This is a genomic window from Actinophytocola sp. (assembly GCF_036002505.1).
Classification (GTDB): Bacteria; Actinomycetota; Actinomycetes; order Mycobacteriales; family Pseudonocardiaceae; genus DASYTH01.
The window spans coordinates 44,290-68,263 of record NZ_DASYTH010000121.1 but is presented as its reverse complement, the minus strand read 5'-3'; the positions used below and the strand labels follow the sequence as shown (position 1 = coordinate 68,263).

The window sequence follows — 23,974 nt, the reverse complement described above, 5'->3', positions numbered from 1 at the left end:
TTGGCGCTACGTCCCTAGCACGGCGGGCCGGCGAACTCCGGGTGGTCGCCGTCGGTGAAGCGGCAGCCGAAGGTGGGGCGGGCCACCGCGCGCGGGTTCAGGATGTCGTCGCCGGGTGGGCGGTGGCCGGTCCGGACCCACCGGACGAGGTCGGTGAAACCGCGCTGCAGCTCGGCCTGGGTGAAGCCGCAGTGCGCGTTGCCGCGGATGGCGCGGGAGACGAAGAGCCGGGACTGATGGTGTGCGGCGACCTCGTGCGCGTAGATCTGCTCCATGGAGAACGGGACGAACAGGTCGCCGATGTCGTGCAGGGAGAGCACCGGGATGCGCGGATCCCCGTTCACCGCGGGAATGCCGGTGAGGTCGGGGCTCGGGCCCGCGGTCGGCGCGACGCGGAGCACGGAAGCGTTGAGGGTGTGCTCGGCCGGGGAGAGCGCGGGGTCGCCGTCGAGCTGGTACACGGTGCGCAGGTTGCCGGTGACGTTGCCGGGTGCGATCCCGATGGTGCCGGCGGAGAGCCCGGGGTAGAGGCCGAACAGGAACGGGATGTTGGTCAGCGGCGCGAAGCCGAACCCGTTCCAGAACGCCATCGCCGAGTCGATGCCCGGCCGGGTGCCGCCGGTGCGCTGCTCGACCGCGGCCTGCCACTGTTTGCCCACAGTGGACAGTTGCACGTTCGGCGTGAGGAAGCCGGTGCCGAGCTGGGGGAGCAGGCCGAGCACCTGCTGGTCGAACTCCGGCGCGTAGGCCTGGCCCTCGGCGACGGTGGCCGGGAACCGGATCGCGGTGTGGGTCAGCGCCGCCGCGGTCGCGTTCGCGTCGAGGAACGTGTCGAACAGCGCCGTGTCGCCGAGCACCCCGCAGTACGGCATGGCGCCGGCGAACTCACCGCGGTAGTGCTCGATCTCCGCCGCGGTGATGTGCCCGCCCATGGAGAGCCCGGTCATGTACAGCCGTCGCGGGTGATCCCGGGTCACCTGCCGGAACAGCCCGGTCAGCGCGTGCGTGTCGGTGACGCCGTGGCCCACGTCGTAGCCGTTGGTCTGGTAGCTCGAGGCCGCCCAGGCGAACCCCTGCTCGACGTAGAACTGCCGCAGCGTCGGGTTGTCCACCCACACGGTGGTGCCGTTGCCGCGGAACCCGTGCGCGAACAGCACCAGCTCGTGGTTCCAGTGCCGCGGCACCTCGATCCGGTACGCCGAGCCGCCGGCGATCCCGGCGAACACCCGGGAGATCGCGCGGCCCTTCTCGTCGGTGAGCGGGGCGAACGGCGTGGTGGTGCCGAAGTCGCAGTGCGGATCGGCGATCGTGTAGCCGGGTTGGGTGGGGCTGGGCACCGGTGCGGCGCAAGCCGCCGGCTCGGCGGCGGCCGGACCGGCCAGGGCGAGCGTGCCGCTCGCGACGAGGGCGATGGTCAATGCGGCTGGTCGTAGGCGCATCAGCCGATACGACTCCGGTAACGTCCGAATGTCAATCGGGAAGTTCGCCGGTTCGATCGGGTGCCGTTACGCGACGCGCAGGTCGACCTCGATGTTGCCGCGGGTGGCGTTGGAGTAGGGGCAGACCAGGTGCGCCTTGGCGGCCAGGCCCTCGGCGACGTCCTTGGCCACGCCCGGGATGTCGACGAGCAGGCTGACGGTCAGGCCGAAGCCGCCGCCCTGCGGGCCGATCCCGACCCGGGCGGTCACCGAGGACGCCGCCATGTCGACCTTCGCCTGCCGGGCCACCAGGGCGAGCGCGCTGTTGAAGCAGGCCGCGTAGCCGGCCGCGAACAGTTGCTCGGGGTTGGTGTAGTCGCCGCCGGGACCGCCGAGCTCCTTGGGAATGGCGAGCTGCTCGTCGATCACGCCGTCCGAGCTCCGAACCTCGCCGGCGCGGCCGGCCCCGGTCGCCACGGCTTCGGCCGTGTACAGCACGTTCACTTTCTCAGTTCTCCGTTCTCACCAGTTGGTCCAGCGCGGTGGTCGCGACGCGGCGCAGCGTCCCGCGGAGTGCGACCAGTTCCTCGCCGGTCAGTTCGAGGGCTCGAGCCAGCCGCCCGGGCACTGAGCGGGCTTTGCCCTGCAACGCCGCGCCCGCCTCGGTCAGCGTGATCTCGACGCTGCGCTCGTCGTCGGGCCGGCGGCGCCGCCGCACCAACCCGTTGGCCTCCATGCGTTTCAGCAACGGGGACAACGTGCCGGTGTCGAGCTGCAGTGCGGCGCCGAGATCCTTGACGGTGATCGACTTCCGCTCCCAGAGCACCAACATCACCAGGTACTGCGGGTAGGTGAGGCCGAGCTCGTCGAGCATCGGCCGGTAGAGGTTGGTCACCGCGCGGGAGGCCGTGTAGAGCGCGAAGCACACCTGGTCCTCCAGGCGTGTGGTCGCCCGCTCCATGCGCCGCCTCCGCTCTTCCCTCGAGACGAAGAGTAGCACATGATTAAGTTGTGTCAAATTTAATGTCACGCGTCTCGGGTGCGGAACAGCACCGCACCCGCCACGACGGCCACGCCCGCGTACGCGGCCAGGACCCCGAGCCCCGGCCACGGTCTGATCGGTAGCGCGTCCAGGTTCAGCGTGTTCTGGATGGCGAGGCCCGCGGTCATCGGCGAGTACTTGAGGATGCGCTCCCGCCAGACCGGGTCGGTGACCAGCGTCGCGGCGATGGGAAGGACATAAAGCACGCTCAGCACGACGGTGATCGAGGATCCGGTGTGCCTGATGACCATGGCCAGGCCGATGCTGAGCAGCGCGATCAGCCCGAAGTAGAGCACGGTCCCGGAGTACGCCCGCAGCGTCGGTCCGTCTACAAGCGACGGTGCGGGCAGGCCCTGACCCGGCAGGATGAACCGGCCCGCCGCCAGCGAGCCCAGCATGCCGAGAGCGCCGCAGCCGAGCACGACGGCGGTGACCGTTGCGGCCTTGGCGGCGAGCACCCGGCCGCGCCGCGGGTCGGCGGCCAGCGTGGTGCGGATCATGGCGGTCTCGTACTCGGGCGTCACCGTGAGCACGGCCAGCACCACCGCCGCGACCTGCCCGAGCAGCACACCGGACACGCTGTACCGCACCGTGTCGGCGCCCTCCACGGTGCCGAGCCCGGCCATCGCGAGCGCGCCGACCGCCACCGTGGCGGCCACCAGGGACAGTGCGGTCCAGGCCGTGCTGGACACCGTGCGGAGTTTCGTCCACTCGGCGTGCACCGAGCGCGTCATGCGTCCCGCTTTCGCAGCTGCCACAACGCGAAACCGAACGCGACCGCGGCGTAGGCGGCCAGCACGGCGAGCCCCGCCCACGGCGCGATGGCGTCGTCGAACCGCTCGGTGGTGCGCTGGATGGCCAGCCCCGCCACCGGGGTCAGCCGGTTGATCCACACCTCCGCGTTCAGCGACATCACCGGTGCCAGGATCTGCGGGACCACGACCAGCGCGAGCACCACCACGATCGCTCCGACCGTGCGCCGGCGGATCGTCCCGATGCCCAGGCTGAACACCGCGAGCACGGCCAGGAACAGCGCGCTGCCGATGATCGCGCGCAGCGCCGGCCCGTCGGTCAGCGAGACGTACGGGTAGGCGGGCGGCTCGTAGCCGTGCCGCCGCATGTTCCGCTGGCCGATCAGGAACGCGATCACGCTGGCGAACAGCCCGGCCAGGAACACCGAACCGCCGAGCACCAGGGCCTTCGCCACGAGCACCCGCGTGCGGCGGGGGCTGGCCGCGAACGTGGTCCGGATGGTGCCGGTCTTGAACTCCGACGTGCCGAACAGCACACCGAGCGCGACCACCGCCATCAACCCGACCTGCACCCCGCCGAGGCTGTTGGCCACGATGTCGTCGTTGCCGGGCGGCTGCCAGCTGGCGATGCCGTAGCCGGCGACGTCGCCCGACCCGACGACGGTGAACCTCCCGGCCTCTTCGGCGCTGCGGCCCTCGTTGGCGAGCGGGTCGCCACCGGGCGGGCGCACCGTGTCGTCGGTCCACCGGCCGGGGGTGAGCGACGTTCCGCTCACGTTGTCGAACACCGCCGCGCCCTGGGTGGCAGACCCGCGGGTCTCGTTGCCGCCGTTGGTTTTGACGGTCTCGATCTTGGGCGGGGACGAGACGAACAGGCCGGCTTCGGCGCTCGCCGGCAGGGCGCCGACGTTGACCGTGCCGACCTGACGCCAGGAGTTGCCGTCAGTCGACTCGAAGCCCGCGACCGAGGCACCGGTGCGGGTGAGCCTGAGCCAACGTGGCACGGTGCCGCCATTTCCGGATATGTCAGTGTCGAATGTGGACTGCAGCCGGACGCCGTGATCGGGCGTGACCATGATCGCCGCGTACGGCGCGCCGTTGGCCGCGCCAGCCTTGATCATGATGCCGGCCTTGGCCCACTCCTGGCTGCGTTCCTGGCTCACCACGTGGGCGGTCACGGTGCCGTCGCCGGTGAGCGGCTGGTGCACGAAGTGGAACTCGTCGACGAACCGGGGGCCCTCGTTGGCGTTGGTGGAGCCCACCGAGGTCGCCAGCGTGGTCAGCAGGACGGTCAGCCCGATCGTGGCCAGTACGCACCACACCGTGCTGCGCACCGTCACCAGCTTCGTCAGCTCGCCCCGCAGCACCTGGGTGAAGCCGTCCCGGCCGGTCATCGCTCGCCCTCCTGGCCGGCGCCGGAGAACTCGACCGTGTCCCGGGTGAGCTCCATGTACGCCTCTTCGAGCGATGCGCGGTGGGCGGCCACCTCGGAGAACGGCAACCCCTGCTGGGTGAGCAGCGCGACCACCTGTTCGGATGGCAGGCCACTGACCGTCACCCGATCACGGTCAGTGGCCGCCACCGTGGCGCCGGCGTTGGCCAGGACCGACATCGCCCCCGACCGGTCCGAGGTACGCAGCACCACGCGATCGCCGGATGCGGCCGCCAGCAGCTCACGCACGGTGGTGTCGGCGATCAGCCGGCCGCGGCCGATCACCACCAGGTGGTCCGCGGTGCCCTCCAGCTCGCCCATCAGGTGGCTGGACACCAGGATGGCCCGGCCCTCCCCGGCGAGCCGGCGCAGCAGGCCCCGGATCCAGACGATGCCCTCCGGGTCCAGGCCGTTGACCGGCTCGTCGAACATCAGCACCGGCGGGTCTCCGAGCAGCGCCGCGGCGATCCCGAGCCGCTGGCGCATGCCCAGGGAGAAGCCGCCGGCCCGGCGCCTGGCGACGGTGGCGAGGCCGACCAGCTCGAGCACCTCGTCCACCCGCCGGGCCGGCAGGCCGTTGTAGTGCGCCAACCAGAGCAGGTGGTCGCGGGCGCGCCGGCCGGGGTGCACCGCGCCGGCGTCGAGCAGTGCGCCGAGCGCGGTCAGCGGCACCGGGATGTCCCGGTACGGCCGGCCGCCGACCAGCGCCGTGCCCGCGTCCGGGGCGTCCAGGCCGAGGACCATCCGCATGGTGGTCGACTTGCCCGCGCCGTTCGGCCCGACGAAACCGGTGACCTGCCCCGGGGCCACGGTGAACGACAGCTCGTCCACGGCGACGACGGACCCGTAGGTCTTGCGCAGCCCGCGGACCTCGATGGTGGCGTCCATGGCCGGAACGGTAGGGGCGCCGCCGGATCGCGGTCGTCACGCCACCGGGCTGTCTTCGTGTCCCCCGGGCGAGGGATGTTGACATTCCCGAACCGAGTGACGCCGTTCCGCGGTCAACCGAACAGAATGTGTTCGTGAGCGTGGCCGGCCTGATCGAGCGCGCCCAGCGGGCCGTCGCGCCGCCGGACGGTCCGCTGATCATCGCGGCGACCCTGGCCCTGCTGGCCATGCTCGAGGTCGTGGCTGCCGGCGGGGAGCCGGCGGAGGTGTCCACGGCGCTGCTGCTGTGCCTGTGCGCCACCACTCCGCTGGCCCTGGTGCCGGGCCAGGCGCTGGTCGCGGCCGGTGCGGTCACGGTGGCGAACGTGCTCACTCTGGCGGGTGATCTCACGCCCACCCTTCCCGCGTACGCGGCCCAGCTCATCGCCGGCTACCAACTCGGCCGGAACCGGTCGCGGCGGGTGTCGCTTCCGGTCGTGCTGCCGTTCGTCGCCTACGCCGTCGCGCGGCCGGACCTGGCCGCCCTGCTGTTGCTCGTCGCGGTGGCCGCCGCGGTCGCGCTGGGCAACGCGCTCCGGGAGCGCCGGGAGGCCGCCGCGCGCTCCGGAACCCACCAGGTCATGGCGGACAGCCTGCTCGAGCACGCGGCCCGGGGTGAGCGCGCCCGGATCGCCCGTGAGCTGCACGACGTGGTGGCGCACCACATCTCGCTGATCGCGGTGCAGGCCGAGACGGCCCGGCTGACGACGCCCGGCCTGCCGCCCGACGGGGCGCGGCGGCTGGCCGCGATCGGCGACACCGCGCGCTCGGCGCTGACCGAGATGCGCCGGCTGCTCGGCGTGCTCCGGGAGGACGCCGGGACCGCGCCCACCCGCGCCCCGCAGCCCGGCCTGGAGCAGCTCAACGACCTGATCGACGACGCCCGCGAGACGGCCGGCGCAAGCACCCGGCTGATCGTGCGCGGCACGGTCGGCCCGCTCGACCCCGGCATCCAGCTCACCGCCTACCGGATCGTGCAGGAGGCGCTGACCAACGCCCGCCGGCACGCGCCCGGCGCGGCCGTCGACGTCGAACTGGTGTACACGGTGGACGCGCTGCGGTTGTGCGTGCGGGACAGCGGTCCCGGCCCGTCCCGCGACGCGGGCTCCGGCCACGGTCTGCTCGGCATGCGGGAGCGCGCGGTGATGGTCGGCGGCACGCTCTCCGCCGGGCCGGGGCGGACCGGCGGGTTCGTGGTCGAAGCCGTGCTGCCGGTGGACCGGAGTGTCCTATGAGGACGGTCCGGATCGTGGTGGTGGACGACCAGGAGGTGGTCCGCGCCGGATTCGGTGCGCTGCTTGACACTCAGCCGGACTTCACGGTGGTCGGCACGGCGTCCGACGGCGCGGCGGCGGTCCGGATCTGCCGCGAGCAGCGCCCGGACGTGGTGCTGATGGACGTGCGCATGCCGGTGATGGACGGCATCGAGGCGACCAGCCGGATCGCCGCGGGCGCCGACGCTCCCCGGGTGCTGGTGCTCACCACGTTCGATCTCGACGAGCACGTGTACGACGCGCTCAGCGCCGGGGCAAGCGGGTTCCTGCTCAAGGACGTGACCGCGGAGCGGCTCTTCGACGCGGTGCGGGTGGTCGCAGCCGGCGACGCCCTGCTCGCGCCGGCTGTCACCAGGCGGCTCATCGCCGAGTTTGCCCGGCTGCGCCCCCGGCCCGGCGGCGTCACGGTCCCACTCGGCGCGCTGACCCCGCGGGAGACCGACGTGTTGAGGTTGATCGCCGAGGGTCTGTCCAACACCGAGATCGCCGACCGGCTGGTGGTCAGCGAGGAGACGGTGAAGACCCACGTGAGCCGGATCCTCGCCAAGCTCGGCCTGCGCGACCGCACTCAAGCAGTGGTCGCGGCCTACGAGTCCGGTCTGGTGGTGCCGCGGCACCCGGGCTGAACACATGCCAGGCTGTCCGGGTGAAACGGGACGAGGTGATCGACTACTGCCTGGCCAAGCCCGGCGCGGAGGAGAGCTATCCCTGGGGCGACGGGGAGCTGGTCGCCAAGGTCGGGGGCAAGGCGTTCGCGTTCATCGGGATGGCCGGGGGGAGCGTGGGTGTGAAGTGCGGTCGCACCGCCGAGGAAGCGGCGGAGTACCGCGACCGGTACCCGGGGGACGTGACGATCAGCGCCTACATCGGACGGTACGGGTGGAACAGTGTCCGGTACACCGGCGCGGTGCCGGACGGCGAGGTGCGCGAGCTGCTCGACCGCTCCTACGAGGAAGTGGTGGCCAAACTGCCGAAATCCAAGCAACCGCGCTGACTCAGTCGGCGCGGTGGCGCCGCCGCGGCGCGGGAGGTTGAGCGCGGCCGGTCTCCGGATCGGTGCCACCCGGCGTCGGCGGTGGTGACGGGGTCAGGCCTTCCGTCATCTCCCGCAGCAGCTCGTCGAAGATCGGGGTGGACATCCCGCTCTGCCGTGCCATGGTGCGCCCTCCGTGCCCAGGAAAGATCCGCTCGGGACCGTACCGCCATTTGGCCTAAAGCCTGCCAAACGCTCGCGGACACGAATGGGGGAACTCGGGACGGGTGGTCGTGGTGACTACCGGTGGGTAAGGATGTGGGCATGGAGAACCTGGTCTCGCTCAAGGTGGACGTGTCCGACCACGTGGCCGAGGTGACGCTGCTCGGTCCGGGCAAGGGCAACGCGATGGGCCCCGACTTCTGGCGGGAGCTGCCGGTGGTGTTCCGCGCGCTGGACGCCGATCCCGCGGTCCGGTCCATTGTGATCACCGGTAGCGGGTCGCACTTCTCCTATGGTCTGGACCTGCCGGCGATGATGCCGTCCTGGGGTGAGCTGCTCGACGGCGGCGCCCTGGCCGGGCCGCGGACCCGGTTCCTGGACGAGATCCGCACGCTGCAGGACTCGGTGACCGCCGTGGCCGCGTGCCGCAAGCCGGTGATCGCCGCCGTGTCCGGCTGGTGCATCGGCGGCGGAGTGGATCTCATCGCCGCCGCGGACATCCGCCTCGCCAGCGCCGACGCCAAGTTCAGCGTCCGCGAGGTGAAGGTGGCCATCGTCGCCGACATCGGCAGCCTGCAACGCCTCTCCGGCATCATCGGCGAGGGCCACCTCCGCGAGCTCGCCTTCACCGGCCGCGACATCGACGCCGTCCGGGCCCTGCGCATCGGCCTGGTCAACGATATTTACCCGGACCAGGACGCCGTGCTGGCCGCCGCCCGCGACCGCGCCGCCGAGATCGCCGCCAACGCGCCGCTGGTGGTGCAGGGCATCAAGGACGTCCTCAACACCGACCGCGAAGCCGCCGTCGCCGCCGGCCTGCGCTACGTCTCCACCTGGAACGCCGCCTTCCTCCCCAGCAAGGACCTCGCCGAAGCCGTCCAGGCCTTCCTCGCCCGCCGCCCGGCGGAGTTCACCGGCGAGTGACAGGGCGGTGCCGCACGCCGAGGCGGAGGGCGGCGTGCGGCACCGGTAGGTCGGCTGCTGGGTTAGCCGACCGGCTCGAGCACCCGGGGTTCGGGCTTGGGGTCGGGCGGCGGGGTGAGCTCGTCGCGGCGGCGGAGCCAGCGCGGGGTCCACCAGTTGGCGTTGCCGAGCACCGACATCAGGGCGGGCAGGACGACCGCGCGGATGAGGGTGGCGTCGAGCAGGATCGCGGTGGCGAGGCCGATGCCGAGCTGCTTCATCTCGATCGTGCTCAGCGTGGCGAAGACCGAGAAGACGCCGATCATGACCGCGGCCGCGCTGGTGACCACGCCGGCGGAGGTGGTGATGCCGCGTGCCACCGCATCCCGTGTGGACAGTCCGCCGCGGGCGTACTCGCGGATCCGGCTGACCACGAACACGTGGTAGTCCATGGACAGGCCGAACAGCGTCACGAACAGGATCACCGGGAGCCAGGCCACGATCCCACCGGTGGAGTGGAACCCGAGCGCGCCCTCTGCCCAGGTGTTCTGGAACACCAGGACGAGCACGCCGTACGCGGCGCCGGCGGAGAGCAGGTTCAGGCCGATGGCGGACAGCGCGATCAGCGGCGCGCGGAACGCCCACAGCATCACCAGGAACGTCAGCAGCAGCACGAACACGATCACCCAGGGCAGCGCGCCGTTCATCTTGTCGACGAAGTCGTTCTCCCCGGCGGTCTGCCCGCTCACCGCGAACTCCGCACCCGCGACCCTGCCGACCGTCTCGGGCACCAGCGAGGTGCGCAGCTTCACCAGCGAGCTGTCCGCCGCGGGGCTCCCACCCGGGTCGGGGATGGCCGCGGAGATCACGTGGATCCGGCCGCCGGCCGCCTCGTCCACCCGGGGCTTGCGGTCGTGGGCGAACGCGGGGTCGTTGCCGAGCCGGGTGATCAGGTCGTCGACGGCACGCCGGCCGGCCTCGACCTGGTCTGCCGGGACCCGCACCGCGATGGCGTGCGCGGCGCCGGTGCTCGGGAACGCATCGGTCATCCGGTCGTACGACTGCATGATCGGGATGCTGCGCGGCAGGTCGGCGTCCGAGGGCGCGTTGAGGTTCATCGAGAACGCCGGGATGGCCAGCGCGGCCAGGGCTCCGCCGGACAGCGCCAGGGTCAGCGCCGGGCGGCGCAGGCTCGGCTTCAGCAGCGCCTTCCAGAACCGGGGCTCGCCGTGTGACCGGGCGGAAAGCCGCCACACCAACGGGATCCGCGGCCGGTCCACCCAGCGGCCGAGCTTGGCCAGCAGTGCCGGCAGCACGGTGATGGAGCCGATCATGGCGGCCAGCACGACCAGGATCGTGCCGACGGCGATGGAGGAGAACACGATGTCGTTGACCACGAACATGCCGGCCATGGCCACGGTCACGGCGATGCCGGAGACCACGATGGCGTGCCCGGACGTGGCGGCCGCGATCTCCACCGCGTCCACGTGCCCGGCGCCCTTGGCGCGTTCCTCACGTTCCCGCCGGACGTAGAACAGCGAGTAGTCCACCCCGACCGCCATGCCGATCAGCAGGATCATGCTGCTGGTGTTGTCCGTAGCGGGGATCAGGTGCGAGACCAGGGCGGACAAACCGAGAGCGGTGCCCACCGCGGAGAGCGCCAGCAACACCGGAATCCCGGCCGCGATCAGCGCGCCGAACACCAGCAGCATGATCACCAGCGTGACCGGGATGCTGATCAGCTCGGCCTTCTTGAAGTCGTTGCCCAGCGTCGCGGACAGCGCCTTGTCCAGCGAGGCCCCGCCGACCTCCTCGACCCGCAGGTCCGGATACCTCTGCTGGATGGACGCCGTGGTGTCGAGCAGCGGTTGGACGCGCTCGTCGGCGGTCTTCCGCTCGCCCTGCAGCTCCACGTTGACCAGGACCGCGGTGCCCTTCGGGGACGGGACCGGCTCGCTGACCTTGCCCACTCCGGACAGCGCCGACATGCCGGCCCGGACGTCGTTCGCCGCGACCATCGCCCGGCCGCTGTCGAGGTTCCCGCTCCGCGCGGTGATCAGCACGTTCTCCGTCGACGGCCGCTGGAACCCGGCCTCGTCGACGATGCTCTGGTAAGTAGCCAGCTCCCCGGTCGGGTTATCGTCGAAGTCAGCCGACCGGGTGCCGGCGAAGTTCCCCGCCCCGACGCAGATCGCCACGAACAGCAACCACGCCCCGATCGCCCGCCACGGGTGCTCCGCGCTCCATCTGGCGACGCGCACCGTCAACATCGGTTTAGCCATTGGTCCCCTCCGGGAAAGTGTGCCCAGCTTCGTTTCTCACGCCCTCCAAGGCTGGGCCACCACGCCGCCCTTGTGATCCGGTGCAATCCCGGGATCTTGCTCGGGGTTCACCCCTAGGGCACCCCCGCGAGTCCCCGGTTCAGGCACGCGAGTCCCCGTTTCCAGCACACGAGTTCCCAGTTCATGCGACGTACCGTCGCTTGACGAACGCGGTCCGCAGAACCTGGAGGATCCAGGCCGGATCGCGGAGGTCGGCCGATGTCGCGCGGACGACCGTCCAACCGCGCGACGCCAGGTCGGCGTCACGCTCCGCATCGGCCGGTCCGCGGCCCTCGTGCGCCTCGTACCCGTCGTACTCAAGCGCGACCTTCGGCTCGGGCCAGGCGAAATCCAGCCGGTAACGTTCGCGCCCGCGTAGGTCCCGGACGGCGAACTGAAGCTGTGGCAAGGGAAGCTGGGCGTCGGCGAGGATGAGCAGCATCCGGCTCTCCGCCGCGGACTCCGGCAGGCCGGAGGCGATGTCCAGCAGCGCGCGTCCCCGCCTGGTGCCGCGCGGGTCGGCGCGGCCCGAGATCCGCTCCGCGACCCGGGCCCGGAAGCGCTCCCGGAACGGCGGTTCCACGGCTGCGAGGGCCTGGTCGGCGCAGGCCAGCGCGACCGGCCGGTCGGCACGGCAGAGCATCTCGGCGATCACGAACTCGAGGGGGAGGGTGCGCAGACCGTCCAGTTCGAGCACGTCATCCTCGTCGACGCGGCCGTGATGTACCGCGAGACCGGGCCGCCGGGGGATCTTGCGGTAGTAGCCGGACAGCACGTGGATGATGCCACCGTCGGCGGCCTGGCAACCATGCAGCAGTGCCGCCGTATGGCTGGTCAGTGCCGCTCGCGGACCGACGAGCAGCAGTGCCGCCGCGGCTCTGGTGCGCAGGTCGAGCCCGGATTTTCGGTCAACGAGGACCTGTCGCCCACAGCGCACGAGCCGGCCCTGGCTGACCAGTGCCCGAACGGTCGGCAGGCCGAGTTGTTGAATGAGATCCGCTCGGCGGAATGCGCCGTGCAGGCCTTCGGGTAGTTCGCTCACCCATTCACACTGGGCCATCGGTGTCGGCGGGGCGGCTGTCGTGGCCCTGCTTGTGGATAACTGGCGTGCTTGTGGATGACCCGTGAGTTGGGGACTCGCGCGCCTGAACTGGGAACTCGCGGGGGCTAGGGTGTGGGCGTGAGCCAGGCGGAGGTGTTCAGGGCGGCACGCGATTTTCTGGTGGCGCACCAGGAGAATTACGACGGGGCGTATGCCGGGTTCGAGTGGCCGGTGCTGGACCGGTTCAACTGGGCGCTGGACTGGTTCGACGTGGTGGCGGCCACGGAGCCGACGGCGGGGCGGCTGGCGCTGTGGATCGTGGAGGAGGACGGCGCGGAGCGGACGTGGACGTTCGCGGAGCTGTCCGAGCGGTCCAACCGGGTGGCGAACTGGTTGCGCGCGCACGGGGTGGCGCGGGGCGACCGGCTGATCCTGATGCTGGGCAACCAGGGTGAGCTGTGGGAGACGATCCTGGCCGCGATGAAGCTGGGCGCGGTGATCATCCCGGCGTCCACCCTGCTCGGTGCGGCGGATCTGCGCGACCGGGTGGACCGCGGGCAGGCCCGGCACGTGGTGGCGCGCGCCGCGGACACCGCGAAGTTCGCCGACGTCCCCGGCGACTACACCAGGATCGCGGTCGGCGACCCGCCAGAAGGCTGGCTCGACTATGCCGACACGGCCGGCGCCCTGGCGAGTTTCGAGCCGGACGGCGTGACCAACGCGGACGACACTCTGCTGCTGTACTTCACGTCCGGCACGACCGCGCGGCCGAAGCTGGTGCAGCACACCCACGTGTCGTACCCGGTCGGCCATCTGTCCACGATGTACTGGATCGGCCTCGCACCCGGCGACGTGCACCTGAACATCTCCTCGCCGGGCTGGGCGAAGCACGCGTGGAGCAACGTGTTCGCGCCGTGGAATGCCGAGGCGACGGTGTTCATCCACAACTACTCGCGCTTCGATGCCGACGCTTTGATGTCCACAATGGACCGATGCGGGGTGACCAGTTTCTGCGCGCCGCCGACGGTGTGGCGGATGCTGATCCAGGCCGACCTCACGAAGCTGAACACCCCACCGGCCAAAGTGGTCGGTGCGGGCGAGCCGCTCAACCCCGAGGTGATCGAGCAGATCGCGAAGGCATGGGGCGTGACGGTCCGGGACGGGTTCGGACAGACCGAGACCACCCTGCAGGTGGCCAACACTCCGGGCCAGCCGGTGAAACCGGGCTCCATGGGCCGCGCGCTCCCCGGCTTCACCATCGCGCTGGTCGACCCCGCCACCGGGCAGCCCGCCGAGGAGGGTGAGATCTGCATCGACCTGCGCGAGCGTCCCGTCGGCCTGATGGTGGGCTACGCCGACGACGAGGAGCGCACCGCCGAGGCCATGCGGGACGGCTACTACCACACCGGTGACGTCGGCTCCCGGGACGCGGACGGCTACATCACCTACGTCGGGCGGGCCGACGACGTGTTCAAGGCCTCGGACTACCGGATCTCGCCGTTCGAGCTGGAGAGCGTGCTGATCGAGCACGAGGCGGTGGCCGAAGCCGCAGTGGTGCCCTCGCCCGATCCGCTCAGGCTGGCCGTGCCCAAGGCCTACGTCGTGCTGGCCGCCGGACACCAGCCGAACGCCGACACGGCGCGCTCCATTCTGGCCTTCGCCCGGGAGAACCTGGCTCCGTACAAGCGGATCCGCCGGCTCGAGTTCGCCGAGCTGCCGAAGACGATCTCCGGCAAGATCCGCCGGGTCGAGCTCCGCGGCCGCGAGCACGAGGTCCACGCCGACCCGGAGGCCAACGTGGACGGAGAGTACCGGGACGACGACTTCCCGGAGCTGCGCACCTGAGAAATGCGATGAAGGCGGCCTTCCTCGCGCCGAGCGCGAGAAAGGCCGCCTTCATCGCATTCGTTCGTTAGCCAAGCGAACTCCTGATCTCCGCCCCACTGTCCGGAATGCTCTCCGACCGGCACGGCGCCAAGCTGCTCGCCACCGGCGGCATGGTCGTCACCGGGCTGACCTTCCTCGGCCTGATCGCGCTGCCGGTCGACTTCGGCTACGGCCTGTTCGCGCTGTTGCTGGTGGCCAACGACGTCGGCATGGGCATGTTCACCTCACCCAACCGGGCGGAGATGATGAACAGCCTGCCGCCCGGGGCGCGCGGTGCGGGCGCCGGCATGACCGCCACGTTCCAGAACTCGGCGATGGTGCTGTCCATCGGGATCTTCTTCAGCCTCATGATCGTCGGGTTGACCGCGAGCCTGCCGTCCGCCATGGGCAGCGGCCTGGTGGCGCACGGCGTGCCGGCGGCCGACGCCACCCGGATCGCCGGGCTGCCCGCGGTCGCCGTGCTGTTCGCCGCGTTCCTCGGCTACGACCCGGTCCAGCAGCTGCTCGGGCCGTCGCTGACGCACCTGCCGCCCGACCAGACCGGGTACCGCACCGGGCGCAGCTTCTTCCCGAGCCTGATCACCCAGCCGTTCTCCGACGGGCTGCACGTGGCGTTCTGGTTCGCCATCGTGGCCAGCCTGATCGCCGGCGGCGGCGTCCTGGTTCGCCGGGTCAGCGCTGGAGCAGGACGCCCGGGTTGAGCAGCCCGCCGGGGTCCCAGGCCCGCTTGGTCTCGGCCATGAGCGAAAGCTCCACGGGGGAGCGGACCAGCGGTAGCCAGCGCGCCTTGGCCGTGCCCACCCCGTGTTCGGCGGAGATCGTCCCGCCGTGTGCGGCCACCGCCCGGAGCACCGCGCCGGTCAGCTCCTCAGGGTCCTCGGCGCCGATCACGTTGGCGTGGAAGTTGCCCTCGGCCAAATGTCCGAAGAGGACCAGTCGGGCCGGCGCCACGAGCGACCGCAGCTCGCGCTCGAAGGCGGCGACCGCGGCTGCCGGCACGCCCACGTCCAGCTTCAGCGGCACGCCCAGGGCGTTGACCGCCTCGGTGTGGCCCTCGCGATGCGCCCACAGCGCCCGCCGGGCCGGTTCGTCGACGGCGATGGCCGAGTCGAGCACCTCGGCCGACCCGGCCAGCACGGAGATCAGCGGGTCGGCGTCGCCCGCGCAGTCCAGCAACAGGTAGACCGGATACGCCGTGGGAAACGGCGGTGCGATGCCACGGTGCTCGCAGACCAGCCGCAGCCCGTCGTCGTAGAACACCTCGGCCGACGTCAGACCCGGCACCTCCACCCGTGCCGCGGTCAGAACCCGTTGTGCCGCAACGATATCCGCCACCGCGATGGTCGCGGTCGTCCACCGGCGGGTGGCCGGCACCAGCCGTAGCCGCACGGCCGTCACCACCGCCAGCGTGCCCTCGCTGCCCACCAGCGTGCCGGTCAGGTCGTACCCCGTGCTGTCCTTGGGCAGCCCGGCCAGCCGGCTGATGACCCGTCCGTCGGCCAGCACCGCCGCCAGCCCGGCCACCTGGGCCCGCATCGAACCCCAGCGCGGCACCCGCAGTCCACCCGCGTTGGTGCTGACCATGCCGCCGATCGTGGCCGAGTCCCGCGCGGCCAGGTCCACCCCGAACTCCAGCCCGGCCGCCGCGACGTGCCGGTGCACCGCGGCCAGCGTCGCGCCCGCGCCGACCGTGACCTGAGCGGCGACCGGGTCGACCGGCCCGAGCGTGTCCAACCGGGCCAGGCTCAGCACCACCTCGCCGTCCCGGGGCACCCCGCCGCCCACCAGTCCGGTGTTCCCGCCTTGCGGCACAACGGGAATCCGTGCGTCGTGGCAGGCCCGCAGCACGCCGGCCACCTCACCGGCGTCCGCCGGCCGGACCACCAGCCGGGCCCGGCCGCGGAACCGCCCGGTCCAGTCCGTCTCAAAGCCGGCCAGCACCGCGGGATCGGTAAGCACCTGCTCGCGGCCCACGACGGCGGCCAGGGTGGACTCCAGCACCCGCCCATCATCCGTGATGGGTGCGGCTCTTCTGGTGGGACGGTAGCGCGGTGACCGGTGTGGTTGGGGCCTGCAGAGAAGTAACTTGATCGTTTGCTGGGTGGGAAAGCAACGTCACGTTGCTTCCCCACCACCACGAAGATCAACTGGGTGTGTTAGTGGTGCGCCTGTGGCGAAGTGGGGTGCGGGACCCAGCACCTCACGGTCCCACCCGACAGCAATCGTTACCCGGGGTTGCCGCCCGGTGTCATCCGCGTAAATGACGCGCGTCTCCCCGGTGGCCACGGTTGTGAACTGTTAAACGGAACACCATCGCATAGCCGCTAACGCACCGGGAATTCGAACGACACCCCTCATGGAGGTAGGGGAAGCACATGATGAGCACACAGGAAGACACGGATACGGGTTCCGACGACGGGCTGCCCACCGCGCCGTGCAGCGTGGTGTGGAGCAGGGGGCACGCGTACGTCCTGGAGGACACCCAGGGCCGGGCGCGCTGGATGGGTGTGGACGACCGGGGCCGGCCCATCTCGCTGACCAATGAGGATCTGCACCGCCGCGGCTGGAGCCGGACCCGCCGGGCGAGCTGAACCTCGAAGTAGTCTCGCCGCATGGCGCAGGCGGCGGAGGTACGCGGTGCGGAGCGACCCGACCGGTTGCTGACCGTGCCGAACCTGCTCAGCGTCATCCGGCTGGCCGGAGTGCCACTGTTCCTGTGGCTGCTGCTCGGGCCGCGGGCGGACGGCTGGGCCCTGGTGGTGCTGACCGCCAGCGGGATCACCGACTGGCTGGACGGCAAGCTCGCCCGCTGGCTCAACCAGACCAGCCGGCTGGGGAGCCTCCTCGACCCGGCCGCCGACCGGCTCTACACGCTGGCCACGGTCGTCGCCTTCGTGATCCGCGGGATCGTGCCGTGGTGGGTGGCGGCCGTGCTGGTCGGCCGGGACGTGCTGGTCGCCGGCTGCCTCGCGGTGCTGCGCCGGGCCGGCTTCGCCCCGCCCGAGGTCACCTACATCGGCAAGGCCGCCACCTTCGCGCTGCTGTACGCGTTTCCCCTGCTCCTGCTCGCCCAGGGCGCCTCCGCGGCGGCCACCGTCGCCCGGCCGGTCGGCTACGCGTTCACCATCTGGGGCTCGCTGCTGTTCGTCTGGTCCGGACTGCTGTATGTGATCCAGACCCTGAGGGCCATTCAAAACCCGACTAGCGACGGCGGGTCACCGAGCGGTGTTCGGTCCGACTAGCGAGGGTAGGCCGGAGGCCTGCCCGAGCGGTCGGCCGGTGACCGACCAGCTACCCGACGCGTATCAGGCTCGCTGAGCGCGGCTTTTGAATGTCCCTCGTCTGGTTGGACACCGTCGGCGTTGCGCGGACGGGCCCTCTAAGCTTCCGCTCGACAATCGGCCCGCGGGAAGGAAACGCAGGTGACACCGGAGGATCTCAAGTACACCGAGGAGCACGAGTGGGTCGCCGCCACGGAGGGCGGCCGGGTGCGCGTCGGCATCACCGACTACGCCCAGGAACAGCTCGGTGAGGTCGTCTTCGTCCAGCTGCCCGAGGTGGGTCAGAAGGTCGACGCCGGTGCCCCGGCGGGGGAGGTGGAGTCCACCAAGAGCGTCTCGGAGATCTACGCCCCGGTCTCCGGGGAGGTGAGCGCCGTCAACGAGGCGCTGGACGACCAGCCGGAGCTGATCAACAGCGACCCGTACGGCGCGGGGTGGATCTTCGAACTGACCGGCACGGACCCGGACGCGCTCGACGGACTGCTCGACGCGGAGGCCTACGACGCCGTCATCGACAAGGCCTGAGGCCTGGGGGGAGGCACCATCTGCGGGGCTGATCGCGCAGGGTACGTTGCACAGTAACTCTCTATCAGCTCGATGGCGTAGCGCCAGTGTAGATACAAGGGTCAGCAGCAGGAGGAGACCTCAGGTGAGCACCAACGACGGGCCCGGCGTCCCGCCGGAGCAGTCTCCGGAGCGGACATCCGTCTTCAGGGCCGACTTCCTCGCCGAGGTCGAGGGCACCGAGGCTCCCGCCGCGCCCGAGCCCTCGGTGGCCGGGGTCGACGCCCTCCCGGCGGGTTCGGCACTGCTGGTGGTCAAGCGCGGCCCGAACGCCGGTTCCCGGTTCCTGCTCGACCGCGACACCACGAGCGCCGGGCGGCACCCGGACAGCGACATCTTCCTCGACGACGTCACGGTGTCCCGGCGGCACGCGGAGTTCCGCCGCGAGGGCGGCGAGTTCGTGGTGATCGACGTGGGCAGCCTGAACGGCACCTACGTCAACCGGGAGCCGGTCGACCAGGCGGTGCTGGCCGGCGGCGACGAGGTGCAGATCGGCAAGTTCCGCCTGGTGTTCCTCACCGGTCCGGCATCGGGCTCCTAGGGCGCGGACGTGACGGCCGCGGGGAAGCCGGAACGCGACGGGTTGAGCATCGGGGCCGTGCTGGCGCGGCTCCGGCCCCAGTTTCCCGACGTCACCATCTCCAAGATCCGCTTTCTGGAGTCCGAAGGGTTGGTCTGCCCGGCCCGAACCCCGTCCGGCTACCGGCAGTTCACGCTCGCCGACGTGGAACGGTTGCGGTTCGTGCTGTCCGCCCAGCGTGACCACTACCTGCCGCTCAAGGTGATCAAGGAGCAGCTGGACGCGGCGGACGGTGCCGGCCCGGTGCGGCCGCCGCGCGGCCTGGTGTCGGTGCCGGTCGAGCACGGCCTGCCGACGGCGGCGGCGTTCGCCGAGCACGCCGAGATCCGGATGACCCGGGAGGAGCTGCTGGAGCGGTCCGGCATCGACGCCGCGACGCTGGCCGAGCTCGAGCAGTACGGGCTGATCCGGCCGGGGCCGGCCGGTTTCTACGACTCGCTGTCCGCGACCGTGGCGACCACGGTGAACTCCTTGGCGCGGTACGGCATCGAGCCGCGGCACCTGCGGGCGTTCCGCGCCTCGGCCGAGCGCGAGGTCGGTCTGCTGGAGCAGATCGTGGCGCCGCTGTACCGGCATCCGGACCCGGACTCGCGCGGGCGCGCGGAGGAGGTGGTGCGGGAGCTGGCGGCATTGTCGGTGACGCTGCATACGTTGCTGGTTAAGGCCGGGCTTCGGCGCGTCACCGGTGGGTAACTCCGCTCCGTGGCCGCGACGTGACCGGGATCGCCTCGAGATAATGCAAGCGTCGTGACCGGATGGCGGGTAGCGTCGAAGCCAGCGATGAGCGATCCTCAAACATGAGGCGATATCGTCGAGAACGCGGCGGAGGGAGGCGAACCCGATGAGCGAGATGCGGGTCGTGGGCGTGCGGGTGGAGCTGCCTGCCAACCAGCCCATCCTGTTGCTCCGCGAGACCGAGGGTGAGCGGTACCTCCCCATCTGGATCGGCTCGGTCGAGGCCACTGCGATCGCCTTGGAACAGCAGGGAGTCCGGCCCGCTCGGCCGCTGACCCACGACCTGCTCAAGGACGTCATCGGCGCGCTCGGCCGGGAGCTGGAGCAGGTGCGCATCACCGACCTCCGCGAGGGCACGTTCTTCGCCGAGCTCGTGTTCGACGGCGACGTGCGCGTCTCCGCCCGCCCCAGCGACTCGGTGGCGCTGGCCCTGCGCATCGGCGTCCCCATCCACGCCGAGGACTCCGTGCTCCAGGAGGCCGGGTTGATCATCCCGGACGAGCAGGAGGACGAGGTCGAGAAGTTCCGCGAGTTCCTCGACTCCGTCTCCCCGGAAGACTTCCGCGGAGCCGATACGTAAGGCCGCGGTGAGGGGCGAGGTGTGCTCGCGGAGAGCGCTCGCCTGGGGCGGCCTTACCTGTGTTTTCTGGGGGCCAAGCCCCCAGACCCCCGGCCGGCGGGGCTCCGCCCCCCGGACCCCCGCGTGTGGTTGCTGAACAGGTAAAACGTGCGATAGGCCGTCTGGCGTAACGGTGGACCTGAAGCTGAGGTTTAGGGTCGTTTGCCCGCGAGTCGCGTTGACCGGGTCGTCCGGCAGACTTACCGTCGAAGGTGAGCGAATCGCCAGGATGTGATTCTGGGTTCTGGGGGTCCACCGCGGGGAGGCACGCGTGATCGAGCAAGGGCCGGTCGGGGCGGTCGGCGAGCAGGGTGAGTTGTTCCCGGACGACTCGTCCCAGGACGAACTGCTCGGCTACCGGGGGCCGGCGGCGTGCCAGATCGCCGGGATCACCTACCGCCAGCTCGACTACTGGGCGCGTACCAGCCTGGTCGCGCCGAGCATCCGCAGCGCGCAGGGCTCCGGGTCGCAGCGGCTCTACTCGTTCAAGGACGTGCTCGTCCTCAAGGTGGTCAAGCGCCTGCTGGACGCCGGCATCTCGCTGCAGAACATCCGGGTCGCCGTGCAGTACCTGCGCCGCCGCGGGGTGAAGGACCTGGCCAACATCACGCTGTTCAGCGACGGCACCACGGTCTACGAGTGCGCCTCACCGGAGGAGGTCGTCGACCTGCTCCAGGGCGGCCAGGGCGTGTTCGGCATCGCGCTCAGCGGGCCCATCCGGGAGATCAACGGCACCATCCACGAGTTCCCGGTCGAGCGCGCCGACGGCGGCACCGTGGAGCCGATGACCGAGGACGAACTCTCCGCCCGCCGTAAGGCGCGCCACGTCGGTTGATGAGTGTCGGGCGGGTACTCTTCGCGGTGTAGTCGTGGAACCCGCGCGGGAGAGTCCGAGTCAGCTCGGCGCCGAAGGAGCAACCCCTCCCCGGAACCTCTCAGGCATCAGGACCGTCGGGTGAGACGCCTCTGGAAAGCGGGTCGTCGGCGTCGATGACCCCGCCGAAGGTGCAAGTCCAGCGTGCTGGGCGAAGCTCTCAGGCGCCCGTTGTCGTGCGGGCACGGACAGAGGGGGAGGGTCGCGGGTGGCCGCCCGCGGGCCTGACCTTGCACACCGGAGGCGCTACCTATGACGCGGGACCGTATTTCCCTCGCCGCACTCGAGCACGGCACCCCCTTCGCCGACCGGCACATCGGTCCGCGCCCGGCGGAAATGGCGCGGATGCTCGACGTGATCGGCGTCGGGTCGCTCGACGAGCTGGCCCTGCGCGCCGTGCCGGAGTCGATCCGGGACCGTGGGTTCACCGTCGACCTGCCCGCGCCGGCCACCGAGGCGGAGTCGCTGGCCGAGCTGCGGGCGCTGTCGGCCCGGAACCGACAAATGGTCCAGATGATCGGCCTCGGTTACCACGGCACGACCACGCCCCCGGTCATCCGCCGCAATGTGCTGGAGAGCCCGGCCTGGTACACCGCGTACACGCCGTACCAGCCCGAGATCTCGCAGGGCCGGCTTGAGGCGTTGCTCAATTTTCAGACCATGGTCGGTGACTTGACGCGGCTGCCGGTGGCCAACGCCTCGATGCTGGACGAGTCGACGGCCGCGGCCGAGGCGATGACACTGCTGCGCCGGGCCAGCCGGTCGAAGTCCAACCGGTTCCTGGTGGACGCGGACACGTTCCCGCAGACCATCGCCGTGATCGAGACCCGGGCCGAGCCGCTGGGCATCCGGGTCGTGGTGGCGGACCTGACCGGCGGGCTGCCGGACGACGAGTTCTTCGGCGTGCTGCTGGCGTACCCGGGCGCCTCGGGTGCCGTTCGTGATCATGAATCGCTGGTCGCGGCCGCGCACGAGCGGGGCGCCCAGGTCGTGGTGGCCGCCGACATTCTGGGGCTGACGCTGCTGCGCCCGCCGGGCGAGATCGGTGCGGACGCGGCGGTCGGCTCCACTCAGCGGTTCGGCGTGCCGATCGGCTTCGGCGGGCCGCACGCCGGTTTCCTCGCCGTGCGGCAGGGGCTGGAGCGGCAGCTGCCCGGGCGCCTGGTCGGGGTCAGCACCGACGCGGACGGCGCGATGGCCTACCGGCTGGCGCTGCAGACCCGGGAGCAGCACATCCGCCGGGAGAAGGCGACCAGCAACATCTGCACCGCCCAGGTGCTGCTCGCGGTGATGGCGTCGATGTACGCGGTGTACCACGGGCCGGACGGGTTGCGGGCGATCGCGACCCGGGTGCACCGGATGGCCGCGGTGCTCGCCGCCGGGCTGCGCGCGGGCGGTGTCGAGGTGGTGCACGAGCACTTCTTCGACACGGTGCTGGCGCGGGTGCCGGGGCGGGCGGCCGCGGTGGTGGCCGCGGCCCGGGAGCTCGGGGTGAACCTGCGACTGGCCGACGCCGACCATGTCGGGATCGCCTGTGCCGAGCCGACCACCCGCGCGCACCTTTCCTTGGTGTGGCGGGCGTTCGGAGTGGTGGCCGACGCGGATCTCCTCGATGTGTCCACTTCGGACAGCGTGCCGGCCGGGCTGGTCCGGACCTCGGAGTACCTGACGCACCCGGTGTTCTCCGCGCACCGGTCGGAGACGGCGCTGCTGCGGTACCTGCGTGCGTTGTCGGACAAGGATGTCGCGCTGGACCGGAGCATGATCCCGCTGGGGTCGTGCACGATGAAGCTGAACGCCACCGCGGAGATGGAGCCGGTCACCTGGCCGGAGTTCGCCGAGCTGCACCCGTTCGCCCCGGCCGCGGACGCCGCCGGGATGCTCGCCGTGGTGGCCGACCTCGAGCGCTGGCTGGCCGAGCTGACCGGGTACGACGCGGTCAGCCTGCAGCCGAACGCGGGCAGCCAGGGAGAGTTCGCCGGGCTGCTGGCGATCCGCGCCTACCACCACAGCCTCGGGCAGGGCCGGCGGGACGTGTGCCTGATCCCGGCCAGCGCGCACGGCACCAACGCGGCGAGCGCGGTGATGGCCGGGATGCGGGTCGTCGTGGTGAAGTGCGACGACGCCGGCAACATCGACCTCGACCACCTTCGGTCCACTGTGGACGAACATCGCACCGACCTGGCCGCGATCATGATCACCTACCCGTCCACGCACGGGGTGTACGAGGACACCGTGCGCGAGGTGTGTGGTCTGGTCCACGACGCGGGTGGACAGGTCTATGTGGACGGTGCGAATCTCAACGCGCTGATCGGCTTGGCGCGCTTCGGGAAGTTCGGCGCGGACGTGTCGCATCTCAACCTGCACAAGACGTTCTGCATTCCGCACGGCGGCGGTGGGCCCGGGGTCGGGCCGATCGGGGTGCGCGCGCACCTGGCGCCGTTCCTGCCCAACCACCCGCTGCAGCCCGAGGCCGGCCCGGCCACCGGCGTCGGCCCGATCAGCGCGGCGCCGTGGGGGAGCGCCTCCATCCTGCCGATCTCCTGGGCCTATGTCCGGATGATGGGTGCGGACGGACTGCGCCGGGCCACGCTGACCGCCGTCGCTGCGGCCAACTACGTCGCGCGCCGGCTAAACCAGCACTTCCCGGTGCTCTACACCGGCGTCGGCGGCTTCGTCGCGCACGAGTGCATCCTCGATCTGCGCCCGATCACCAAGGCCACCGGGATCACCGTCGACGACGTGGCCAAGCGCCTCGCCGACTACGGCCTGCACGCCCCCACGATGTCCTTCCCGGTGGCCGGCACGCTCATGGTGGAGCCGACCGAAAGTGAGGACCTCGCCGAGCTGGATCGCTTCTGCGACGCCATGATCGCCATCCACGCCGAGATCGAGCGGGTGCGCCAGGGGGAGTGGCCGCCCGAGGACAACCCCCTGCACAACGCCCCGCACACGGCCGCCTCGATCGCCGGAAAGTGGGACCACCCCTACACCCGCGACGAGGCCGCGTTCCCGCTCGGCCCATCGTCCACAAAGGTCTGGCCGCCGGTGCGCCGCATCGACGGCGCCAAGGGCGACCGGAACCTGATCTGCTCCTGCCCGCCCATCGAGGCGTACCAGAGCTGATC

Annotated in this window: 24 protein-coding genes and 2 riboswitches; of the genes, 14 read left to right on the top strand and 10 right to left on the bottom strand. The window is 71.1% G+C overall.

Annotated features, from left to right (window positions below):
- Positions 1-14 precede the first annotated feature (14 nt).
- The 6 genes from VGR06_RS10190 to VGR06_RS10165 all read right to left on the bottom strand — a co-directional run bounded on the left by VGR06_RS10190 (position 15) and on the right by VGR06_RS10165 (position 5,532).
- Positions 15-1,439, bottom strand: coding sequence for a hypothetical protein (locus tag VGR06_RS10190; protein WP_327558745.1), 1,425 nt, complete (start codon positions 1,437-1,439; stop codon positions 15-17).
- Between the two features lie 66 nt (positions 1,440-1,505).
- Positions 1,506-1,922 carry an organic hydroperoxide resistance protein gene (locus VGR06_RS10185; RefSeq protein ID WP_327558744.1) on the bottom strand — a complete coding sequence of 139 codons (417 nt, stop codon included), beginning with the start codon at positions 1,920-1,922 and terminating at the stop codon, positions 1,506-1,508.
- 4 nt (positions 1,923-1,926) lie between these two features.
- The gene (locus VGR06_RS10180) at positions 1,927-2,379 is read right to left on the bottom strand and encodes a MarR family transcriptional regulator (protein WP_327558743.1); all 453 of its coding nucleotides are present in this window, start codon (positions 2,377-2,379) and stop codon (positions 1,927-1,929) included.
- A gap of 65 nt (positions 2,380-2,444) precedes the next feature.
- On the bottom strand, positions 2,445-3,194 hold the full coding sequence (locus VGR06_RS10175; RefSeq protein ID WP_327558742.1) for an ABC transporter permease: 750 nt from the start codon (positions 3,192-3,194) through the stop codon (positions 2,445-2,447).
- Positions 3,191-4,606: a hypothetical protein gene (locus tag VGR06_RS10170; RefSeq protein ID WP_327558741.1), complete on the bottom strand. Its 1,416-nt coding sequence runs from the start codon at positions 4,604-4,606 to the stop codon at positions 3,191-3,193. Before VGR06_RS10170 ends, VGR06_RS10175 begins: the two co-directional genes overlap by 4 nt.
- Positions 4,603-5,532, bottom strand: a complete 930-nt coding sequence (locus VGR06_RS10165; protein WP_327558740.1) for an ABC transporter ATP-binding protein — start codon at positions 5,530-5,532, stop codon at positions 4,603-4,605. The genes VGR06_RS10170 and VGR06_RS10165 overlap by 4 nt, the downstream gene beginning before the upstream one ends.
- A 134-nt stretch (positions 5,533-5,666) precedes the next feature.
- On the opposite strand from VGR06_RS10165, the gene VGR06_RS10160 reads away from it, so the two are divergent.
- The 3 genes from VGR06_RS10160 to VGR06_RS10150 are packed head-to-tail and all read left to right on the top strand — an operon-like array spanning position 5,667 to position 7,839.
- Positions 5,667-6,806: a sensor histidine kinase gene (locus VGR06_RS10160; RefSeq protein WP_327558739.1), complete on the top strand. Its 1,140-nt coding sequence runs from the start codon at positions 5,667-5,669 to the stop codon at positions 6,804-6,806.
- Positions 6,803-7,471 carry a response regulator transcription factor gene (locus VGR06_RS10155; protein WP_327558738.1) on the top strand — a complete coding sequence of 223 codons (669 nt, stop codon included), beginning with the start codon at positions 6,803-6,805 and terminating at the stop codon, positions 7,469-7,471. The genes VGR06_RS10160 and VGR06_RS10155 overlap by 4 nt, the downstream gene beginning before the upstream one ends.
- A gap of 20 nt (positions 7,472-7,491) precedes the next feature.
- Entirely contained in the window at positions 7,492-7,839 is a 348-nt protein-coding gene (locus tag VGR06_RS10150) for an MmcQ/YjbR family DNA-binding protein (RefSeq protein ID WP_327558737.1), read from the top strand.
- A gap of 1 nt (position 7,840) precedes the next feature.
- On the opposite strand, the gene VGR06_RS10145 is transcribed toward VGR06_RS10150, so the two are convergent.
- Complete coding sequence (locus VGR06_RS10145) at positions 7,841-8,002, bottom strand: hypothetical protein (RefSeq protein WP_327558736.1); 162 nt, start codon at positions 8,000-8,002, stop codon at positions 7,841-7,843.
- A gap of 140 nt (positions 8,003-8,142) precedes the next feature.
- On the opposite strand from VGR06_RS10145, the gene VGR06_RS10140 reads away from it, so the two are divergent.
- On the top strand, positions 8,143-8,964 hold the full coding sequence (locus VGR06_RS10140) for a crotonase/enoyl-CoA hydratase family protein (protein ID WP_327558756.1): 822 nt from the start codon (positions 8,143-8,145) through the stop codon (positions 8,962-8,964).
- Between the two features lie 62 nt (positions 8,965-9,026).
- On the opposite strand, the gene VGR06_RS10135 is transcribed toward VGR06_RS10140, so the two are convergent.
- Both VGR06_RS10135 and VGR06_RS10130 read right to left on the bottom strand, forming a co-directional pair.
- On the bottom strand, positions 9,027-11,225 hold the full coding sequence (locus VGR06_RS10135; RefSeq protein WP_327558735.1) for an MMPL family transporter: 2,199 nt from the start codon (positions 11,223-11,225) through the stop codon (positions 9,027-9,029).
- A gap of 181 nt (positions 11,226-11,406) precedes the next feature.
- On the bottom strand, positions 11,407-12,306 hold the full coding sequence (locus tag VGR06_RS10130; protein WP_327558734.1) for an endonuclease domain-containing protein: 900 nt from the start codon (positions 12,304-12,306) through the stop codon (positions 11,407-11,409).
- A 138-nt stretch (positions 12,307-12,444) separates the two neighbouring features.
- Between VGR06_RS10130 and VGR06_RS10125 the strand changes: the two genes are divergently transcribed.
- Together VGR06_RS10125 and VGR06_RS10120 are read left to right on the top strand one after the other, a co-directional pair.
- Positions 12,445-14,151 carry an AMP-binding protein gene (locus tag VGR06_RS10125; protein ID WP_327558733.1) on the top strand — a complete coding sequence of 569 codons (1,707 nt, stop codon included), beginning with the start codon at positions 12,445-12,447 and terminating at the stop codon, positions 14,149-14,151.
- 107 nt (positions 14,152-14,258) lie between these two features.
- On the top strand, positions 14,259-14,894 hold the full coding sequence (locus tag VGR06_RS10120) for a hypothetical protein (protein ID WP_414637216.1): 636 nt from the start codon (positions 14,259-14,261) through the stop codon (positions 14,892-14,894).
- Here the strand turns inward: VGR06_RS10120 and VGR06_RS10115 are convergent.
- Entirely contained in the window at positions 14,866-16,194 is a 1,329-nt protein-coding gene (locus tag VGR06_RS10115) for an FAD-binding oxidoreductase (protein ID WP_327558732.1), read from the bottom strand. The genes VGR06_RS10120 and VGR06_RS10115 overlap by 29 nt on opposite strands.
- A 377-nt stretch (positions 16,195-16,571) precedes the next feature.
- Here VGR06_RS10115 and VGR06_RS10110 point away from each other — a divergent pair, with 377 nt between their 5' ends.
- The 8 genes from VGR06_RS10110 to gcvP all read left to right on the top strand — a co-directional run bounded on the left by VGR06_RS10110 (position 16,572) and on the right by gcvP (position 23,972).
- The gene (locus tag VGR06_RS10110) at positions 16,572-16,784 is read left to right on the top strand and encodes a hypothetical protein (protein ID WP_327558731.1); all 213 of its coding nucleotides are present in this window, start codon (positions 16,572-16,574) and stop codon (positions 16,782-16,784) included.
- Positions 16,785-16,805: 21 nt separating this feature from the next.
- Positions 16,806-17,435 carry a CDP-alcohol phosphatidyltransferase family protein gene (locus tag VGR06_RS10105; RefSeq protein ID WP_327558730.1) on the top strand — a complete coding sequence of 210 codons (630 nt, stop codon included), beginning with the start codon at positions 16,806-16,808 and terminating at the stop codon, positions 17,433-17,435.
- Between the two features lie 180 nt (positions 17,436-17,615).
- Positions 17,616-17,999: a glycine cleavage system protein GcvH gene (gcvH, locus tag VGR06_RS10100; RefSeq protein ID WP_327558729.1), complete on the top strand. Its 384-nt coding sequence runs from the start codon at positions 17,616-17,618 to the stop codon at positions 17,997-17,999.
- A gap of 124 nt (positions 18,000-18,123) precedes the next feature.
- The gene (gene garA / locus VGR06_RS10095) at positions 18,124-18,579 is read left to right on the top strand and encodes a glycogen accumulation regulator GarA (protein WP_327558728.1); all 456 of its coding nucleotides are present in this window, start codon (positions 18,124-18,126) and stop codon (positions 18,577-18,579) included.
- 9 nt (positions 18,580-18,588) lie between these two features.
- Positions 18,589-19,311 (top strand): MerR family transcriptional regulator, encoded by a 723-nt coding sequence (locus VGR06_RS10090; RefSeq protein ID WP_327558727.1) that lies wholly within the window; start codon positions 18,589-18,591, stop codon positions 19,309-19,311.
- A 148-nt stretch (positions 19,312-19,459) separates the two neighbouring features.
- Entirely contained in the window at positions 19,460-19,933 is a 474-nt protein-coding gene (locus VGR06_RS10085) for a bifunctional nuclease family protein (RefSeq protein WP_091447592.1), read from the top strand.
- Between the two features lie 310 nt (positions 19,934-20,243).
- Positions 20,244-20,807 (top strand): MerR family transcriptional regulator, encoded by a 564-nt coding sequence (locus VGR06_RS10080; RefSeq protein WP_327558726.1) that lies wholly within the window; start codon positions 20,244-20,246, stop codon positions 20,805-20,807.
- Between the two features lie 36 nt (positions 20,808-20,843).
- Positions 20,844-20,933, top strand: a riboswitch (glycine riboswitch).
- Positions 20,934-21,045, top strand: a riboswitch (glycine riboswitch). It begins immediately after the preceding riboswitch.
- 53 nt (positions 21,046-21,098) lie between these two features.
- Positions 21,099-23,972 (top strand): aminomethyl-transferring glycine dehydrogenase, encoded by a 2,874-nt coding sequence (gene gcvP / locus VGR06_RS10075; protein ID WP_327558725.1) that lies wholly within the window; start codon positions 21,099-21,101, stop codon positions 23,970-23,972.
- Positions 23,973-23,974: the final 2 nt, after the last annotated feature.

Coding starts and splice junctions, on each gene's coding strand:
- gcvP (WP_327558725.1), top strand. CDS start 21,099: ATGACGCGGGACCGTATTTCCCTCGCCGCACTCGAGCACGGCACCCCC.
- VGR06_RS10175 (WP_327558742.1), bottom strand. CDS start 3,194: ATGACGCGCTCGGTGCACGCCGAGTGGACGAAACTCCGCACGGTGTCC.
- VGR06_RS10190 (WP_327558745.1), bottom strand. CDS start 1,439: ATGCGCCTACGACCAGCCGCATTGACCATCGCCCTCGTCGCGAGCGGC.
- VGR06_RS10110 (WP_327558731.1), top strand. CDS start 16,572: ATGAGCACACAGGAAGACACGGATACGGGTTCCGACGACGGGCTGCCC.
- VGR06_RS10155 (WP_327558738.1), top strand. CDS start 6,803: ATGAGGACGGTCCGGATCGTGGTGGTGGACGACCAGGAGGTGGTCCGC.
- VGR06_RS10085 (WP_091447592.1), top strand. CDS start 19,460: ATGAGCGAGATGCGGGTCGTGGGCGTGCGGGTGGAGCTGCCTGCCAAC.
- VGR06_RS10165 (WP_327558740.1), bottom strand. CDS start 5,532: ATGGACGCCACCATCGAGGTCCGCGGGCTGCGCAAGACCTACGGGTCC.
- VGR06_RS10135 (WP_327558735.1), bottom strand. CDS start 11,225: ATGGCTAAACCGATGTTGACGGTGCGCGTCGCCAGATGGAGCGCGGAG.
- VGR06_RS10170 (WP_327558741.1), bottom strand. CDS start 4,606: ATGACCGGCCGGGACGGCTTCACCCAGGTGCTGCGGGGCGAGCTGACG.
- VGR06_RS10145 (WP_327558736.1), bottom strand. CDS start 8,002: ATGGCACGGCAGAGCGGGATGTCCACCCCGATCTTCGACGAGCTGCTG.
- VGR06_RS10105 (WP_327558730.1), top strand. CDS start 16,806: ATGGCGCAGGCGGCGGAGGTACGCGGTGCGGAGCGACCCGACCGGTTG.
- VGR06_RS10120 (WP_414637216.1), top strand. CDS start 14,259: ATGCTCTCCGACCGGCACGGCGCCAAGCTGCTCGCCACCGGCGGCATG.
- VGR06_RS10180 (WP_327558743.1), bottom strand. CDS start 2,379: ATGGAGCGGGCGACCACACGCCTGGAGGACCAGGTGTGCTTCGCGCTC.
- VGR06_RS10140 (WP_327558756.1), top strand. CDS start 8,143: ATGGAGAACCTGGTCTCGCTCAAGGTGGACGTGTCCGACCACGTGGCC.